Source organism: bacterium, assembly GCA_023145965.1.
GTDB lineage: Bacteria > UBP14 > UBA6098 > UBA6098 > UBA6098 > UBA6098.
This window is the reverse complement of record JAGLDC010000080.1, coordinates 15612-31899: the sequence shown is the minus strand read 5'-3', so window position 1 is coordinate 31899 and position 16288 is coordinate 15612. Positions and strand designations below refer to the sequence as shown.

The 16288-nt window shown below is 43.0% G+C and carries 8 protein-coding genes; 4 read left to right on the top strand and 4 right to left on the bottom strand.

Going from position 1 to position 16288, the window contains the following annotated elements:
• Positions 1-120: 120 nt before the first annotated feature.
• Positions 121-3279: a hypothetical protein gene (locus tag KAH81_07875; protein ID MCK5833572.1), complete on the top strand. Its 3159-nt coding sequence runs from the start codon at positions 121-123 to the stop codon at positions 3277-3279.
• A 119-nt stretch (positions 3280-3398) separates the two neighbouring features.
• On the opposite strand, the gene KAH81_07870 is transcribed toward KAH81_07875, so the two are convergent.
• A complete protein-coding gene (locus KAH81_07870; GenBank protein ID MCK5833571.1) occupies positions 3399-4085 on the bottom strand; it encodes a metal-dependent hydrolase in 687 nt (228 codons plus the stop codon).
• Positions 4086-4133: 48 nt separating this feature from the next.
• Here KAH81_07870 and KAH81_07865 point away from each other — a divergent pair, with 48 nt between their 5' ends.
• The 3 genes from KAH81_07865 to KAH81_07855 all read left to right on the top strand — a co-directional run bounded on the left by KAH81_07865 (position 4134) and on the right by KAH81_07855 (position 6045).
• On the top strand, positions 4134-4784 hold the full coding sequence (locus KAH81_07865) for a hypothetical protein (protein ID MCK5833570.1): 651 nt from the start codon (positions 4134-4136) through the stop codon (positions 4782-4784).
• Between the two features lie 2 nt (positions 4785-4786).
• On the top strand, positions 4787-5188 hold the full coding sequence (locus tag KAH81_07860; GenBank protein MCK5833569.1) for a transposase: 402 nt from the start codon (positions 4787-4789) through the stop codon (positions 5186-5188).
• A gap of 197 nt (positions 5189-5385) precedes the next feature.
• Positions 5386-6045 (top strand): GGDEF domain-containing protein, encoded by a 660-nt coding sequence (locus KAH81_07855; protein ID MCK5833568.1) that lies wholly within the window; start codon positions 5386-5388, stop codon positions 6043-6045.
• Between the two features lie 5 nt (positions 6046-6050).
• Here KAH81_07855 and KAH81_07850 read toward each other — a convergent pair whose 3' ends face one another.
• The 3 genes from KAH81_07850 to KAH81_07840 all read right to left on the bottom strand — a co-directional run bounded on the left by KAH81_07850 (position 6051) and on the right by KAH81_07840 (position 16247).
• Entirely contained in the window at positions 6051-8915 is a 2865-nt protein-coding gene (locus KAH81_07850) for a hypothetical protein (protein ID MCK5833567.1), read from the bottom strand.
• Positions 8916-8927: 12 nt separating this feature from the next.
• Entirely contained in the window at positions 8928-12788 is a 3861-nt protein-coding gene (locus KAH81_07845) for a T9SS type A sorting domain-containing protein (protein ID MCK5833566.1), read from the bottom strand.
• A gap of 66 nt (positions 12789-12854) precedes the next feature.
• Positions 12855-16247, bottom strand: coding sequence for a hypothetical protein (locus KAH81_07840; protein MCK5833565.1), 3393 nt, complete (start codon positions 16245-16247; stop codon positions 12855-12857).
• Positions 16248-16288 lie beyond the last annotated feature (41 nt).

Sequence of the window (16288 nt, the reverse complement as noted above, 5' to 3'; positions counted from 1 at the left end):
AATATCCTTAGCATAACAAGATTTATTAGAATAAAATAAAGGTAGCTCGATAGAATACTTTGCTTCGGATTTGTTTGATTTATTTTTGATGATTTAATTATTAACTATCCGGAGGTTGATATGTCGCTTTATAGAGTCATAATAATATCTGTTATTTGTTTATCGGCTTTGGCTTTTGTGCCAACCGATAGCTACAGTTTTGAAAATTCTAAACTCGCGCGGCCTGAAGCTGAGCCTGCTGCTTTTGGGCCAATGAATGCTATTCCCAATGGCGAAAATCTTCCAGCCTCGCCCTGTTATTATAGAATCGATCCGCTAACCGGCACGTTCAGGATGATCACAGGTTATCCAATACAAATCGAGGGTTATTCCTCGGTTAACGAACAAAACGCCGCTTCGGCCCTTTTGAACTTCGTCGATTCAAATGAAAGACTCTTTGGTGTTCTGACAGAAGACCTTGGAATCATCTCTGTTAAATGGACAAGGAATCGCGCTATTGTTGCTTTACAGCAATACAAAAATGGAATACCTGTTTGGGGTTGTCATCTAACTACGATGATAACAGCCACGGGTGGCATAAGTTTCTTATCGAATAAGTTAATTCCCTCTTTAGAATATTCCAATAAGAACGCCCTTTCCGAGGAATACGCACTTAATAAAGCCATTGCCACGATAGCGCCGACAGATGAACCGATTCGCATCGACATGTTGGGCGAATATCTATTCCCAATTTGGGGCGTCGAAGTTTATTCTCTTGTCGGAGTCTGGGCTTTCGATATTCTCACCAAAGACCCCGTGGGGTTGTGGCGCGTTATCGTCGATGGTCAAAGCGGAAGCATTATTTCGATCTCAAATGAACTTAGAACTGCCGAGCATTCTGGAAATGTTTATGGTAAATATCATTCCGAATTTAAGGATGATCCTCTAGAAACCAGTGCTTGGGAATTTGCGCGTGTTACTTTAAATACCATTCCAATCTATACCGATATTTCCGGTAATTGGGCGACAGATATTTCCGCTGCCACGCCTACATATTCGACATCTCATTATGGTAGATACGCTCACGTTGATAACGATGCTGGCTCTGAAGCATTATATAATGTTGCAAGCTTCACCTCGCCATTTAACCACTCTTGGACTACTTCAAGCTCTCCTGATGATGAGATGAATGCCTATTACCACGTTAATGTAATACACAATTATGTTAAGGATACACTCGGCTTTTCTAGTATGGATTATTCGATGCCTGTTACAGTGAATTATTCCGGAATGGATGATAATGCCAACTGGGATGGCTATGGGATAAATTTTGGTGGAGGAGCTACGATTTTTTACGATATGGTGCTTTTCTGCGATGTAATTTACCACGAATATACACACGGTGTTACACACAATATTTATCCATCTAGCGCACTGCCTTATTCAGGTCAAAGCGGGGCAATCGACGAAGCCCTTAGCGATTATTTTGCCTGCAGCAAAACTGAAAATCCCCTTATGGGTGATGGTGGTTTATATCGCTCGGGGACAGCGTTTATGAGGAGGGTTAACGGCCCTAAGGTCTTTCCGGGCGATTTTTATGGTGAGGTTCACGCCGATGGCGAGATCATTAGCGCATGCTGGTGGCCAATTCGAGAGGAATTAGGCAGATATTTCACCGATTCGCTTGTTCATCTTTCAAGATTTTTGTATCCCGAAGATTTTGAGGAATTTTTCTGGGCTACTGTTAATATCGATGATGATGACGGTAATATCTATAACGGCACGCCCAATGGCAGACTTATTTATGAAAGCTATTACGCCCATGGAATCGGGCCGGGCTTCAATATCGAGGTGAACCATAGGGCATTAAATAATACTGAGGATACGACGGGGACATACCGCGTCGAGGCGACTTTTAATGCTACTCTTGGCGTGGCTGCCGACTCAATTGGCGTTTTCTGGCGTGTGGATTCTGGCCCTTGGTCGTACCTATCGATGGCCGATGTATTTGGAGTTTTTAAAGCCTATGTCCCGGCACAACGGCGCGGAAGCACAATCGATTACTACATTATAGCCGAAGACAACGGTGGAAATCCACTCTCATCGCCGCATGATGCTCCCGATTCGTGGCATACCTTTCATGTAATTATAGACAGCACAGTGCCCACAATAAGCGCGTTGCCTATAGGCCCTTGGTTCGAATATGCGTGGCCACCTAGTTGGATAGTTAATATTTCAGATGATCAAGGAATATCTTTGGCGAGTATCTATGGCAGGATTGGAACTGTCGATCTCGCTCCCCAGCCACTGACTGAGACCGATGTTTGGGATGTATGGTCAGGCGTGTTACCGGGAATGCCCTCCGGAGGCGATACTGTCGATTATTGGGCAGTAGCCTTTGACAATTCCGTCGCGCACCATGTAGCATCTTTTCCACCTTCGGGGTCATTCAAGGTTTATATTTACCCCGGCTATCTTGAGGATTTTGAGGTTCCTGGCAGAGGATACTCGTCGAAGATCGTAAGTGTTGGATATACCAACGAATGGACAAGAGTTAGCCAGAACAATCCTTGGACAGATGGTGATTATTGTTTCTATTTCGGAAGTGGGAGCGAATACTCCGATCAGGCCGATGGCGCGCTTTCGACGCCCGACCTAAACCTAGGGACTGTCGCTTATCTAAAATTTTGGCATACCATGGATGCGGAGGATGAAGGAAGTTATCAAGCTTGGGATGGTGGCATTGTCGAGGTCTCTATCGATGGGGGAGAGCTGTGGCATCAGGTCGAACCTCAGCCCGGTTACAATAGGTATATCAGAGATAATCCAGACAGCCCCTTCGAGGCCGGAACGCCATGTTATTCATCTTCATTTGCATGGCGCAAAGATTCACTCGACTTGTCTCTTTATGCTCCTAGAGCCAGAGTGCGTTTTCGCTTTGGTTCAGACGCGCATGTCACTGCTGGAGGCTGGTATATAGATGATATCGAATTGGTAACCAATATTTCTGACATCGACGAATATGTCGAACAACCCGAAAAACTTAGCCTCAATTTCGCGCCTAATCCATTCAATGCTTCACTCAGTATTGAAATCCAGGGAAATGCCGAGCCATCGAGACTTGAGATTTTCGATATTTCCGGTAGATCGGTAAGGTCTTTTGACCTTGCACCAAAGCAAGGATGCATTATATGGGATGGCAAGGATCACTTGGGGGAGGTTGTTTCAGGTGGTGTTTATCTGATTAAAGTAGCAAACGACCGAAGTGAAAAAACAAAAAAGGCCATACTTATAAAATAATCTTTTCTGTTGTCTCAAAAAAAGAAGGTCGAGGCTTTTTGGCCTCGGCCTTTTTTAACAAACAGAAATCCAAATAGAAGTTTATCCTTAAGGAAAACCAAAGGATTGCTATTGATGGATTAAATCTCGATTTCCTGTCCCGGTTTCAAAATAACGATCTCGCTTGTTCCATTCCTTACGCCTTCGCGAAAAAGATAAGGGTCTTTGTCTATAATTGGCCACGTGCCATAGTGCATCGGTATAGCAATTCTGGGTTTTAAAAGATCGACAGCATACGATGCGTCCTCCGGTCCCATAGTAAAATTATCCCCTATGGGTAATAAAGCTAGATCAATGGGGGTTCTTTCTCCGATGAGTTTCATATCGCCAAAAAGACCCGTGTCACCGGCGTGGTATATATTTTTCCCATCAATTGAGATGATAAAACCACAAGGCATACCAGTATAGAGTATGTTGCCATCTTCGATAATAGCACTTCCATGAAAGGCCTGGGTTAGCTTGATGCTGCCAAAGTCGAAATTCGCTTTACCTCCTATGTGCATTCGATGAGTTCGCGTGCCCATTTTTTCGGTGTAGTATCCAAGTTCGTTTGGAGCTATTATCAAAGAATTGCACCTTTTTGCGATGGGAATTGCATCGCCGATATGATCGCTATGGCCATGAGTGACTAATATGTATTGTGCCTCGATATCTTCCGCCTTAACCGGAGAGCTGGGATTTCCTGAAATAAAAGGATCGATCAGGATTTGGAATTTATTATTGGAGATGAAAAAAGCCGAGTGTCCCAACCATTTTACCTTGACCAAGTGATCCTCCTTGTATTTATTGTAGTAAGAACATACATAAGAATAATAATGAGTGTTTTACTAAAAATCAAGGAACTCCTTTTTGGAAAAAGCCCGGATCAAGAACGCTATATGCTATATATTTATGCGGCGGGATTGTTAGTTCTTATTCTAGCAATAGGATTCGGTTATTCGTTTGCCAAGGCGAAAGGCGCTAGGGTGCCTTTTTGTTGGGTAGCTTTCATGGCTTTGATTGCCCTAATCGTTTTTGGAATTGGAATGAGAATAATGCTTTCATTTGTCGATATTGGTGATTTCGTTTTTAGTAATAATAGTGTTGAAACTGAAAATGCACTCGATTACGAAGATATCGAGGTTTTCGTTTTTAAAAAGGAATTCTTGAAAGCTATCGAAGAATATCAAAAAAGGTTCGAAGATAATAAAGAGGAAGTAATACCGCTTTTTAGAATAGCGGATATATATTGGTTGAAACTAGGTGAATATAAAAAAGCTATAGAGACTCTTTATAAGATAGCCCAAAAACCGGTTGTCGTGGGGCAATCGAGAGAGGAAGCTATTACCAAAATTATGGAAATATATAGACATCACTTGCCAGATTCGCCTGAATTCCTTAACTTATGCAAATGGGTATTGGATAAAATGCCAGGCTCTTTTGCCTCTAAGATAGCTAAAGAAAGACTTTCTAAAGGAGGAGTATAAGAATGCCGTTCAGTGAATTATTCTATCACATAATCATTAAAATAGAAACCGGGGAAAAGCTGCATCCCGTGACTATCAAATTGATTGACACGAAAATCGAGGAAGTTATATCGAGTATAGGCGGAAAGCAAATCGCAGCTAAATCTCTCGAAGATCATGTGCATCTTTTAGTGGCAATGCCGCCGATTGCTGCACCTGATGACATCGTTTCCGAGATAAAGGAACGCACCACAGAGCTTATTTCAGGTTTGGGGCGAGATGAAAAACTCGAATGGGCAAAAGGATACGGTATAGTTAGCGTTTCGAATTCTCATATTGAATTAGTTACTAAATATATAGCAACGCAAGAAAAGCGGCATGCTGAGGGTAAAATCAACGCTACACTTGAAAAAACCGAAACATAGAATTTACTTATCAAAGGAAGCGCATGACTGACAAAGAAAGAATCGACTTATTAATAAATAGGCTTAATTCCCTATCAAAACAAATCGCCTATGGTGATTACGATAATGTCGATGCTCAGGAATTGTTCAAAATGACAGCCAGCGAGGACGTTCCGGTTAAATTTACCGACCTTGCCGAAAATTTTGGTATGATGATGATGAAGGTGGAGGCCAGAGAGTTCCACTTAGAACAGATAATTGCCGAACTTAAAGAGGCTAAGGTGAAGATCGAGGATTACGCGCATCATCTCGAGGATATGGTAGCCGAAAGAACAAAAGAACTTCGTATAGCAAATAAAGAACTCCAGAAACTAGCTAATCTCGATGGCTTAACTAGGATTGCTAATAGACGCTTTTTTAACGAATATATCGAGAGAGAATGGGCAAATTCTATAGAAACCGATACACCGGTAGCGATCATAATGTCCGATGTCGATTGCTTCAAAAAATATAACGATACCTACGGCCATCAGATGGGTGACGAGTGTCTTAAGGCTGTTGCAAGGGTATTCGACAAGGTTGCTCTTCGTCCGGGTGATCTTGCTGCGCGTTACGGTGGTGAGGAGTTTGTTATTGTTCTCCCAGAAACTGCTATTGAGACAGCGCTCGAAATAGCCGAGAATATTAGATTCGGTGTCGAAAATGTTGGGATTGTGCACGAACAGAATCCAGCGAGCAAATTTGTAACGATTAGCCTCGGAGTTGCATCGATATCACCTAGGACTAGTGATTCATTCGAAGGTCTTATTAAATGCGCGGATGATGCCTTATATAAAGCCAAAGAATCTGGTAGAAATCTGGTTATTTGCGCTTCATGACTTGTTTATGAACCCGTGAAGTGTATCCGCGCGCGGTTTTCCATCGAGGGAGCATCGGCGGGCCGCAATCTTCCGCTACTCGAACCGAAATCGATATGTTTTACTTCGCAGTCGTAACCCGAAGATATAATATTATCCACATATACTGTTTTTCCAGTGGGAATGACAACCTCATTGAATGTCGTCATACTCGTTCCGCGGATGTAAGTGTCAGATGTGCCCTCGAACTTGACCGTGCTGTTTGCCGCCGAGAAGGTTCCATTATTTACCCAATTGCCGGTTACTGATAATTGAGAAAAACCTATCATGGTTATACTTCTTCCATTTGTGCCAATAGTAAGATCGCCTGTTTTTTGGGGCCAGTTAGTTGCAGAAGATGGAATGATTACATCAACAGTTGCATCGGGTATCTTGCCCTGCCCCCAATTGAGGCAGTTGTCCCAATTATTGTCCGTGTCTCCAACCCAATAACCGGCTGAGACTGTGTTATTTACATTAAGCACCCTAATCCATCCACTCATTTGATTCCAGTTAGGGCCCTTGCGCGAAAGGCAGGTATAAAGGTGTCCGGGAGAAGCGTCATAGTAGGTTGTCGATGACCAACCGGTAACGGCAGCGCCGTCTTCATGCCATTTATAGGTGGCTGATCCGGAATAACCGTCCGATGGCGCGGTAGCCACGTTAATTCGCACGGTTCCATCTTCGCAAGCGTAAAGAGTATCTATAGATAGGGCGCCAGGATTATAATGAGTTGTAACACCGGCATCGTCAATCCACCAACCTGCAAATTGTAACCTCTGCGTGGAACCTTCTGCGTAATGTGAGCTGTGGACTAATCTGAAAGATACCTGTTTGCCGTTTAGTGAACCTGGAAGTTGAAGCTCAGTATATGTCCAATCCGTCGGAAGAGTGCTATAATAATATGGACTTGGAACCAGATTGACCCAACCTGTTCCCGAATTGTATTGAACATAACATCTGTCTAAAGGTCCCAACTCTCCGCAGTGACTCATAATGAAATAATAGGTTCCATTAAGAGGTATCTGAACTTTCACTATTGTAGAACCGTTCAGAAGTTGAATATAGCGATACACATCGTCGGTGTCGCAATTATTATCCGGTTTAACATAACACATATCGGAACCAGCAGTATGAAGATCATAACTACCGGAATTTGGGCTGGCATCTGTTATCCAGAAATGATATTCCTGGTTCCACGGCACTCCATGGCCGGTAGGTGTATCAAGAGCGCAATCGGGATGATAGCAACCGTAAGCTTGAGGCATGGTAGAATGAACATCTCGGTCCCATATATCCCTGCAAAGATAAAAAGTTCCGCTTCCCCCTGAAGGGGTGCATCCGACCGGCGATGAACAACCGTTATAAATATCTGCACAATCATCGCTGGCTTCATATTCGTAATCCCAATCGTTAGCGGCTCCGCCCCAGGCGCTCGATGAAAAATTCCATCCCACCGGAACACTCCGAACCGTTGTCGAAGCAGTAGTATAGGTAACATAAATCGATGAGAGATTGGAGGTAAATCGCTTCCAAGTAGAAGTGCTGTTAATAAGAGCTATCTGGAACCAATTTGAGCTAAGCCTCGATTGTAGGTTTGAATCAGCTGATGTGCCAAGATCATAATAACCATAATACCTGAAAGAATCTGTACAAGTAAATGCAGTATAATAGCCCGTAGCAAAATCGCTATAGGCCGTCGAATTATAACCTCCATAAGGTCCTGCGGAGCCAGTTACGTCATAAATCGATATGGTGGCCGCCGATGCGGTTCCTCCACCATTGCAATATAAGCGAAGGTCAACATCTGTAACTATTGAGGCATCTGGAATAGAGGTGGTTGTGAACTTACTCCAAGCTCTATAACTGCCTGTTGAATTCGTATAAACATAATACATAGGATTGTTCTCAAGATACCCTCCAGCCGAGGTCATCCAGCCACCCCAATCGCCATAGAGTGTTACCGATGGATCTATAACGACTGGATACTCCCTTTCGGTCGCATTAAGCCATTCCGAAGGCACGGAAATCGAGATAATATATCTTCCGCTATCTGCAATGTTAACTCTATATCCATAATCAGCGCCATCGGGAAAAAGGCAATCCGATGGGTCATCCTTCTCGAAAATCTCTGCTATAGGGAATACAAAAACAGGTTCGGAGTCCCGATTATAAACTTCTATTTGGGAGTGAAGAGTCTCGCTGCCATCTATGCGCTGGCCCCGACTTCCTAGAAAACATCCATCTAGAAGCCTAACAGTTTCTTTAAAAACCAATTCTCCGTTTTCGGGGATAGTCGGACAATTGTTAAGAATATAGGATTTTTTAACTAAGTCATTACAAATAGAAAATTCAAGATCGATTCCTTCGAGTGCTTCTTTGTATAGAATTTTGTTTCCATCGACCTTGGAACTCACAGTTTGGATATCCCTTTTTGAAATAACAATCCCATCTGGCCCACGCACGATCAGCTCTGTTTTTTTCATTATCTCTATTTGATAGTCATTATTGTAAATAATAATGGGTCTATTTAAAACCTTTGGAAAATAGCTTTTTATATTATTCGTCGTGTTCTCGAATGCGTATCCCTCTTTTGTGGAAGGGGCGAGGTCTGTTAATATTTCCCGCCAGTCGCCGTTTTCTGAAAAGTAATGAATCGAACCACCAAAGATCAACGCACGGAAACTGCCGTCGGGGAGGGCATAGTGCTTGGAGAATCTATCTCGCAGCCCCATAGCCTCGCTGTAAGGATCCATCTCCAAAAATTCCTCGGCAATGTCGCTAGAGAGGCTTATCGATATAGCCATTAAACAGGCTATAAGCACATATTTGAAATATTTCTCGCCGAACATCGAACCCTCCAATTATTTTATATATAGCCCTTTCAAAGTCGCCGATCTTCCATCGCTCGAGACCTTGATAAAATATATCCCCGTGCCGGTTCCCTCGGAAGGTTCCCAGATTACCGAACAACCGTTGGGTGAATCTATCCTCTTAGGGTCGATTTCGCCAATTTGTATCACATCGATAAGCTGGCCGGTGATGTCGAATATCTCGATATTTTCAGCACGATATTTTTCAGAACGGATTTCAATAGACAAGCTCGAATTGAATGGATTTGGATAGACTCGCACATCGAAATCTTCTGGCTTCGCAATACCATCGAATATTCCGGTTGTGTTGCGGAAAAACACATTATGAGTGCAATATGATTCATCTATAACGATAGTCGTATCGCTTGGTGATATAGTGAATGTATCTATAGAAGGCGCATAGATACTCCAAGCGCCATCGCAAATTGCAAAGGTATCTGCAATTCTATGTGTGTTATAAGGTAAAGTGAAATTCGATGGGAGATATGGGATATCGGTGCTGAAAGCGATTTCACTGATACTAACCTCGCTTGCCAAAACACCCTCGAAGGAGACTATCAGGTCGGCATTGGCCTCGTCTATATAACTAGTAACAGAAGTCGTTTCCTCCGCATCTACTGATAACGAGATGAAATCTGGATAAATAAAAGCCTCGGCGCTTCCAGTATTACGTATAGTGATATAATAGTCGCCGGTCGGAACACCTGTGAAGCTAAAGAGCCCTGTAGTTGGTGCGACTGTAGTCTCCATGATCGGAGTGTCCCAAAGGTCATAAAGGTCTATTACCAAATCACTAAGATCGAATGGTGAAGGATCTGTTTCATCCTGATACATCAAGCCGTAGATATAACCGGTAGAAATATCTGGGATGTAATCGAAATAGATGTTAAACGCAGTTGGGCTATCGAGTATCTCGATAGTTGTTTCCTCTGGAGAGACTGTCCAACCGGGAATTATAGGCGCAGTGAACGCCCACGAACCATCGGGAAGATTAATAAACATTGATGTATCTTCTATCGAGTATTCAGCGACAATATCGAACCAGTCATCTGGCGGAAGCATATCCGCGATGAGTGTTCTTCCTTCAATTTCACTTGGTTCTATGTCGAAACTGATAGTTATTTCCCCAAAAGCATTACCTATATATATGTCTCTCAATACGGTATCGCCGCTTAAATAGGCAAGATTGAACTCTTGAGGGTATATAAAATAGGAATATGGTGATGGATATTCAGCAACAACGTTGTAATCACCGCGTTCCACATCGAGAAGGATATATTCTATTTCGTCGAGATTTCGATAAGCCTTAGTCGAATAAAGCAGGCTGTCGTCAACAGGGTTTTTCAGGCCGATGGATAATTCCCTCGTGGCTATTGGATATAACGGATCGGGTTCAATAATAATGCTTCCGTGGATACAGGGAGGGGGCGTTACAGCAATGCGTAGTGTGTCTTTCGGCCAATCGAAGGTGTCCGGGTCAGTGATATGCAAAAGTGTTTCTGTGATCTCCGGAGTGAATCCTCCCGGAAGCGAGCTCGGGAGTCTTATTGTCCAGTCTGCATCACAAAGCTGATGATAGCCAAACAGGTTACCCTCGCCGGCATCGAATAGCCTGTATTCGCATTGGAAGAGATGGCCCAAAGTAGAAGGCATCTCGTTGCCTTCTACTTCTATTCTCAGATAGTCATCATCGAGGAAATATGCCGGATAACCATCAAGCGCTATCCAGAGATGATAGCAAGCATAATTGAAGTAAGCATCGATAGTGTCTGCCAGCATGGAAGGGCCGAGTATATATCCCCTTGGGTTAGCTATAAAACCATGCTCTTCAACATATCCAAAGGCAGGCTCGATTTTCACATTCAAATCCTCGGAAAAAATAGGGAATCCACAACGGATATTCGGAATAGACATATCTCCAAGTATTACATCTGGCGTAAAATAGGCAGGGATTGTATCTGAACCGCGATAATAATTCACAACATAGTGATGTGTTGCTATCCAGACATCGGTCTCCCACATATCATCCATGTCTCTTGTCCAATCGATACAAAAATGAGATATAGGCGAGATGATGTTTATTGTAAGGCTATCTCCTGCTCTAACTGGAATGGAACCATTATTTTCTACATAATAATCGAAAATTCCCATAAAATGGCGGTTGCCGATAGTAATGCTGTAAGCGCCCTCGAGTGATGAGCTTATTGGATAGCTAAACCATGTCCCTGCAGAAACCAGCGTATCAACGAAATTTCCCGTAGCTTGATGCATAACCTTTACTTGAAATTCTTCGTCTCCAGCGAAAAGTGAATCTCCGGCCAGGAATATCTCGAAAGAGCTGTCGAGTTCAGCCATAGTGAAATTGATACTATTTACCCCCGGTGAAATCCATCTTTGTATATAATTCTGGGTCATGTAGCCTTCAGCCCATGGACGAATAGAATAAAGGGCATCACTGAAAACCGGTATGTTAACTATTCCCGCATCGATTACTTTGTCTTCATTGTAACCCAGATAAACATAGTGGTCTATGTGAGCTGGATCATCCAGAATACCTCCATCAGCAGTGAAAAGGGTGCCCACACAAGTCGAGCGCATTGCACGGATGTATGTTTGAGCTGTATCACCAGCTAGAATTCTTATATATCGCCCCATAGAATCCGGAACAAACCAGATACCGTGAGTGTCTGGAATACAATCCTCACAATTGCTGAAGATTCTGTATTCGACATCACGCCCTTCGCTTCTAACTGGAATGGGAGTCAGAATTCCCGGTTCAAGAGTCACCCGCGAATACGCCATTAATTCGTAACTGTCAATTTTAAGTGGAAGTTCTGCGGGAAAGGATGGAGTGCCACTGTAATAATCGAATTGTAACCATATTGTGTCGTCTGATTGTATAAGAGTGTCGTAGTATTCGTATTCTAAAGAACCTTCAGAAAGGTTAAATTCCCATGTATCAGAGCAGGGCCACAGTATTCCATCAGGGAGTTTATAATATTCGAATCGGCAAATAACATTGTCACACATACCGGTGGAAATAGGAACCTCGAAAGACCCTCCTACTAAATCGATATATAGTGTATCAGATTCACCACAACTATCATCATAAGATAAGTAAAGGACTATAAGCGAATCTATATCAGAAAAAGTCGAGGAAATATTTCCTCTAAAATAACCTGTATCTGGAATATACCTTGGAATTGTAATGTCCACTCCTGTTTCATGGCCATAGATTTCAACCGATGGCATCAGACCTTCGGTATTCCAACGATCGAAAGGTAACTCGAAAAACATAATCGTTACCGAGCCAGTATCGCCAAACCAATTACATGTATAATCACCAAGAGAATCGCATTTGCCAGCTGTCGCTTCGAATGTTGTAAGATCTAAAGCGACAACCGAGACCTGACGAAGCAATTCATCCGGTGGGGTAATGCCCTCCAGTGTTATTTTCCCTGATAAAGAGTAATCTATAATGATCGGTTCATAGACTGAATATGGATATATAATCGTGTCAGCATCCTCATAAGCGATAATTATAAAATCTCCCGGGGGGAAATTAACAGGCCAGGACATTTCTATTGCGCCGACCGTAGGGTCGCTATCGGAAGGAAATCCGCTTTCATTGTCGTTGAATCCAAAAAGAAAAGCACAATAATCTTCCGGTGATATTGAAGCATCACCCGAAACATCATAATAAACCGAAAGCATGACCTTTCCGTAGGCATCACAGTCCATCTCGAAAACCTGCGATTGTCCTTGAGTTTGAGTGTCAGATTCTGTTCCGTCAACCAAAACGCGAAAATAAGTTAACGGAAGCACAGTTCCACAAATTGTAGCTAAAACCACAAAGATAAGGAGAAATTTGTTGGTTGATTTCATCAATATTTCTTTCTATTTTTTTAAGTGTTTGTTTTACTCCGGATTTCCATTTTTATCATATTTGTTAGCGTCTATGTAAATTTGAGATTCGAAATCTTGAAGGCGGTTAAGTTTTTCATATGGAATTGCCGCTTTATCTATGCGTTTACCGCTCAGTCGATAGCTGAACCGCCCCTCGAGGTCGCCGTGAATAGCTTTAACAATGAATCTCGGTCCTTCCATTCTGCAAAGCAAGTAAACCTCATCCTGTGGAACAGCAAATGGTATAATTGAATTCTCTGCGACAGCGTTATAGAACAACCATAGATCGCTACCTTCTGCTTGGGCTGATAGGTCGATCTCGAAATGTCCATTGATCATATTATTTTCGCCGACAACCTCGACCCGAACACCAATATTTTCCGCCATCCAAGTAGAATACTGCTTATCGCCAATCAAAATAACCGGGTCAACTTCCTGGCAATATATTTTATTGACATTAATCAGGTTCTGACCATTCCAACTTATCGTATTTGTGGGGGAATTAGTGCCGTTAAGGCGCAGAAAAGCGCCGCTGACCTCACTCTCAGTGTAATATCTATTATCGAGATTATAGGAAGCTAATCCAGTAACATGGCCGGAAAAATCGAGTGTTATATCTTGAATAACGTTTCCATCGCTGTTGTTGACGCTTGTTTGGTCAGAAAGATCGCTATGTGCGATTGTTGCGCTAGCTGAGCCGGGAAGGACATTTGATCCTCCAGAAACTGAAATTCCCGCTCCGGAAAGTATATCTCCATTTTGAATCAGAGAAATTGTTCCGGTTGTGCTAATCGGTCCGCCGGTAATAGGGGAGGTTGTAGCAATGTTCGTTATCGTTCCTCCGCTATTATTATCAGAGAATGTAGTTACTAAATCGGAAAGCGTGCCCGATCGGCCTATAGTAAGTGTTTTCGTCGATGTGCCAGTGACACTTACAGCGTCGGCATAGTTATCTGTAACCTCGCCGCCGGGAATATTCACCATAAAAGAGGATGTTCCTGCGTTTTGCGAAATTGTGAGGTTGCGTGTTCCTGTATTAAAGGATAAGCCCGTTACGATCTCATTACCTATTATAAAGTCGTTATCGGAAGTTGTGTGAGAGCTTATTGCATCTGCATTATCATAAATCTGTTGATCGAGTGCGTCGAGAGCATCGTGAACGTCATCCGAAGGTGAGAAAATATAGTGAAAATGACCGAGGCTTGTGATTGGAACTTCCAAATCGAGTTGATTGTCAGAGCCAGAATCATCGAGTGATGACAGGTCGATATTCCGGGTTGCACCGGCATCGACTATTGTCAAAATCGAAGTCCCTGAGGCAAAACTCGCAGAGGTAATAAGTTCGTTTGAAGAGTTCAGATCTGCGTCGTTTGTCATATGGTTGTTGAAAATGTTCCAATCGGAACTAGCCAGATAGCCATCATTTGAGGAATTAGCTCTGTTTATTCTAAGATGATCTGCTATTATCCCCTGGCCATAAATAGGTGGATCGGGTATTACAACTTGTCCTCCCCAATTATCGCCGATTCCAGCATCATCGGCCCACGTCGCGATACCACCTATGTTTTTCAGAACTTGGCCGGTGGTTCCTCCGGCATTGATCTTAGCAGCTGTGACCTGATAATCCAGAATTTTGGTTGTTGTTATAGCATTATCAGCAATCTTAACTCCGGTGACAGCGCCATTCGAAAGCTGAGTTGTAGAAATCCCAAGATCTTTAACTCGGACAAGATCACCCGGCGAAATTTCGATAGTAGCGTCATCCACATTGACACGAATAGCATCGGAGAGAACCGTAATACCATCACCATCACCAACATTTAAAGTAAGTGCCGGCGATTCGGTTAGGCCCTGGCCGGCATGGTATGAATTGCCGTCGTCGGTGCCATCGGCGAAATCGATAGGCACGCCGAGAAGATTTTCCCAATGGATGAGATTAGACCCTGCGTTAGGTGGTGTTCCGTCGCCGGTTTGTAGTTCTGTTTTCGTGAAATATCTATTATCGTGTTGATGAAGGCTAGAGGCTTCATCAACATCTCCATCATTGGTGGTTAGATTATTGTATTCTGAGAAAGTAAGATGATAATACTGTGCCGTAGTTCCACCTTGAAGTGCCAGAAGATCGTTATGGTTGATATCTCCAGCATCGGTTGATTCATCATCGTTGGGCTCCCAACTCGTGCCGGTCCATTTCAGCACCTGATCAGTTGTTGGTATAGTCGTAGAAATCGGCATACTGCGAATAGCACCGACTCTCGGCGCAGGATAACTACCATAAAGATCTCCACCAGCGACATCGCCTTCGTTGATATCATCCAATTCAAAGATATCCCATGCAGTAAAATCAGATAGATCCATATCCGTTCTCGTGATAGTGCCGTTGAGTATCTGAGTAGTTGTAATTCCACCGTCCCTGACCTTTAGTTTATGCATTATAGCATCGACTGTTAGTGTCATATGGTCCACTTTATCGAAAAGATAACCAGGCCATGGATCGAGTGCATCCGCTCGGACGTATTGGTCCTCGACACTTTCCTCATTACTCCATTGAACAACCCCTCCGGCAATCTTCAATACTTGGCCTTCGGTTCCTCCGGTAGGACTAAGCTTGTTATTTCGAATAGTCTCATCGGTAATATGATTATTAATTACGCCGAGGTTTTTAATAGCGATTTTTCCCGAACCATCGATATGCAAGGATATATTATCTACATCGGCTGACCAGGTTACAGGATTAAAGCCGTTATAATCCGACCCCAAAAGGCCGTCTCCTGCAATGTGTCTTCGTATTACTGAATCAGCGGCGGAGACATGCCCTACCCACCCGATGGAATCGATAAATGAAATTGAATCGATGAATGAGATGGAATCGATATATGTTATAGAGTCGATAAATGAAATTGAATCGATGAATGAGATGGAATCGATATATGTTATAGAATCGATAAATGAAATTGAATCGATGAATGAGATGGAATCGATATGAGTAACACTATCGATAAAATGGACATAAGAAATCCCTTCGACAGAATCTGCCCACGCAGCCCTGAAGGCATAAGGCACAGTGTTTAAAGGTTGTCGTGGTATGAGAGTCTCCGATCCGATCCGAATCTCAAGCCAATAATCCTCTCCGAAATCGAGTGAATCAGGGAAGGGAGTTATCGAACCAAGTGCAATATCGAATAAACCTTTGTTTACCGAAACGGAAGGGTGATCTTCCGACCACAGACCATCACCATCTGAAGCCATGTTATAAATAGTGAAATGTATCTCGCAGGTTGAGTCTATTGCCACACTATCGGGGTTTGTTACTTTGCCTTGATAATTAATAGTCCATGGAACAGCGAAAATAGTGCTTGTGATTGCAAGTAAAGCGAAGTAAAAAAGCATTCTCAAATTATTCATAGCCCCACCTCGAGATTATTGTTATGAAAACCCTATCGAAT